At 76.8% G+C, this 3,232-nt stretch carries 1 protein-coding gene; it reads left to right on the top strand.

Features of this window, described 5'->3' with window-relative positions:
• Nucleotides 1-3,227 (top strand): SbcC/MukB-like Walker B domain-containing protein (locus DQW06_RS19150; protein WP_232833078.1); only part of this gene is annotated, 3,227 nt, incomplete at its 5' end.
• Nucleotides 3,228-3,232 lie beyond the last annotated feature (5 nt).

Genomic DNA, 3,232 nt, shown 5'->3' on the forward strand with positions numbered 1-3,232 from the left:
TGCGCCAGACCCACGCCGAGGCCGCGCGCGCCGCCTCCGCGGCGGGCATCGACCCCGGCGTCCTCGGCACCGTCCCCGACCCGGTCGCCACCGTCCACGCCCCCCGCGAGAGCACCACCCGGGTCGACCTGCGGGGACTGGAACAGGCCGTCGAGCGCGAACCCGTCGAGGGCGTGGACCTGGACGCCCTGCGCGAACGCCTGGGCCGCCTCCACGACCGCCTCACCGGAGCCGCCGACCGCGCCGCCGACCGCGCCGACCTGGCCGCCCGCCTGACCGGGCTCACCGCCGCCGAGGCCGCCGCCGACCGCCGCCTCGTCGCGCTGACCAGCGAGGTCGAGTCCGCCGACGCCGTGCTCGAACGCGCCCACCAGCGCGAGCAGGACGCCATCGCCCTCGTACGGCGCCAGAGCGCCGCCTACGCCGAGGGCGTCCGCGCCTGGTCCGCCCGGCTGCGCGACTCCAGCCACGCGCACGCCCTGGGCGGGGCCATCCACGAGCTGGAGGGCAGCGTCGAACTGCCCATCGACGACGCCCTGCGCGTCCTGGACCCCGCGGTCCCCGGCAGGGTGGCCCGCCTGGCGCACGCCGCCGTGGACCCCCTCCTGGAGGAACTGCGCGCACGCCGTGACGTGGCCGTCGGGGAGGAGGGCCAGCTCTCCGGCGAACTCGCCGAACTGGCGGACCGGCGCACCAAGAACGCCGAGCACGCCCCCGAGCGCCCCGGATGGGCCACCTACCCGCGCCCCGAGGGGGACGGCGTCCCGCTCTACCTGGCCGTCGACTTCGCGGACGGGCTCAGCACGCGCGAGCAGGCCGGTCTGGAGGCCGCCCTGGAGGCCAGCGGACTGCTGGCGGGCTGGGTCCGCGCCGACGGCGCCCTGCACGACCCGACCACGCGCGACCTCATGGTCTCCCCGGTGCCGGTCCCCGCGCTCTCGCGCCCCGTCCGCGGCCGGACGCTGCTCGACGTGCTCGTCCCGGCCGCCGGTCCCACCACCGGCCGCGGCGTCGACCCCGACACCCTGCGCGCCCTGCTCTCCTCCATCGCCCTGGACTCCGAGGCGGAGCGGGTCCGCGACCCCGAGGACGCCGAGGCCGAACCCCGCCACCGCAAGGACAGCCCAGGAGCCGTCGCCCTCTCCAGCGCCATGTCCCTGTCCGGCGGCTGGCGCCTGGGCGTGGCCTCCGGCGCCCACTACAAGAGCGAACCCGAGTACATCGGCGAGGCCGCCCGCAAACGCGCCCGCGACCGCACCACCGCCAACACCGACAGGCGCATGGCGATCGCCGAGGCGCTGCTCGCCGAGGCGGGCGAGCGCCGCTGGGCCGTCGAGCACTCCTACGCCGAACTCCTGGAGGTCTCCCGAGACCTGCCCGACGCCGCCCCCCTGATCCGCGCCTGGGCCGTCCTGGAGACCGCCCGGGACGACGTGGCCGCCGCGCGCCGCGCCCACGACGTGGCCCGCGACGCGGCCGAGGACTGCCGGGCCGAACTGCTCGACATCCGCGAGGGGCTGCGCCGCTCCTCCGTGGTGGAGGGCACCGGGGAGGGCGGACCCGCGGAGGGGGAGAAGGACCTGCCCACCGCGCGCGCCGACCTGGACAGCGCCCTGCGCGCCCTAGACCACCTGCGCGTACTCATCGCCTCCGCGCTGCGCGACCTGGACGTCCTGGCCTGGGAGCTCGCCGACCACGAGCACCACGTCGCCGCCTGGCGGGCCGTCCGGGCCGACCGGGTGCTGGCCGAGGACGCCCGCGCCGCGGCGATCGACGACATGATCACCGTCCGCCGCCAGATCGAGCTCGGCGACCGGGCGCGGGGCGTGGCCGAAGAACAGCTCGACGCCGCCCGCGAGCAGGTCGGGGCCAGGGCCGAGGAGGCCGCCCAGCGGCTGCCCGAACTCGAACGCGACGCCCAGCGCGCCCGGGACGAACGGGTCAGCGCCGAGGCGCGCCTGGCCGCGGCCACGCGCGAGCGCGCCGAGCAGGTGAGCCGCGCGCTCGCGGCCGGGGACGGCCTGGTCTCCTCGCTCACCTGGACCGACGCGTCCGGAGCCGAGGCCCCCGACGCCGTGCTGCTGCGCGCCGCGGGACTGGGCGCGTGCGCCGAGGACGACGCGCCCCTGGCCGCCTACCTGGCCGCACGCGCCGAGACCGCTCCCCCCGGGCCCGACGCACGCCTCGCCCTGCTGGAGGCCTTCGTCATCGGGATGGAGGAGGGCCTGGCCGCCCCGGAGGGCGACGACGCGGCGGACGTACCCCGGGTCGACGACAGCACGGTCCTGGCCAGCCGCGAGGACCTGGACCGGGTGCTCGCCTCGGCGGGCTGGACGCAGGTCCGCACCGAGATGAGCGAACCCCGGGGCGTCAAGCGCCTCACGGTCCACGACGAGGACGGCGCGCACGACGTCACCGCCTACGCCGAACGGATCGCCGCAGCGGTCGCCGGGGCCGAGGAGAGCGTCGCGATCGCGGAGGAGGAGGCCTTCGAGCGGCACCTGCTCGGGGAGCTGGCCGGCCACCTGGCGCGTCAGGTCGAGGAGGCCAGGGCCCTCATCGCCACCATGAACGACGTCCTCAAGGACGTCACCACCTCGGCCGGTCTGGGCGTGCGCCTGGACTGGCGGCTCGCCCCCGACGCGGGCGCGGACATCGAGGCGGTCGTGCCGCTCCTGGCCACCCCGGCCCGGGAGCGGACCCGCGTGCAGACGACCCGGCTGCGCGACGCGCTCCGGCGCTGCATCGAGGCCATCCGCCGCCTGGACCCCACCGCCACGGGGGGCGCGCAGCTGCGCGCGGCCCTGGACTACCGGTCCTGGTTCACCTTCACCGTGTACGTGACCGACGGCGCGGGAGACGAACGGCGCCTGGGGCACCGCACGGCGCTCAGCCAGGGCGAGCAGCGCGTGGTGGCCTACCTGGTGCTGTTCGCGGCCGCCGCCGCGCACTTCGACGCCCTGGCGGCCCGGGCGCCGTGGGCGCCGAGGCTGATCCTGCTCGACGACGCCTTCGCCAAGGTCGACGAGCCCACGCACGGACGCCTGCTGGGCCTGCTGGTCGAACTGGACCTTGACTTCGTCCTGACCTCGGAACGGGTGTGGGGCTGCTTCGCCAGCGTCCCCAGCCTCAACATCTACGAGTGCCTGCGGGACCCGAACGTGCCCGGGATCGCCACCCTGCACTTCACGTGGGACGGGAGCAGGAGGCGCCTGGTGGGGGTGTGAGGGGG

The sequence above is a fragment of the Nocardiopsis sp. TNDT3 genome, assembly GCF_003427465.1.
Classification (GTDB): Bacteria; Actinomycetota; Actinomycetes; order Streptosporangiales; family Streptosporangiaceae; genus Nocardiopsis; species Nocardiopsis dassonvillei.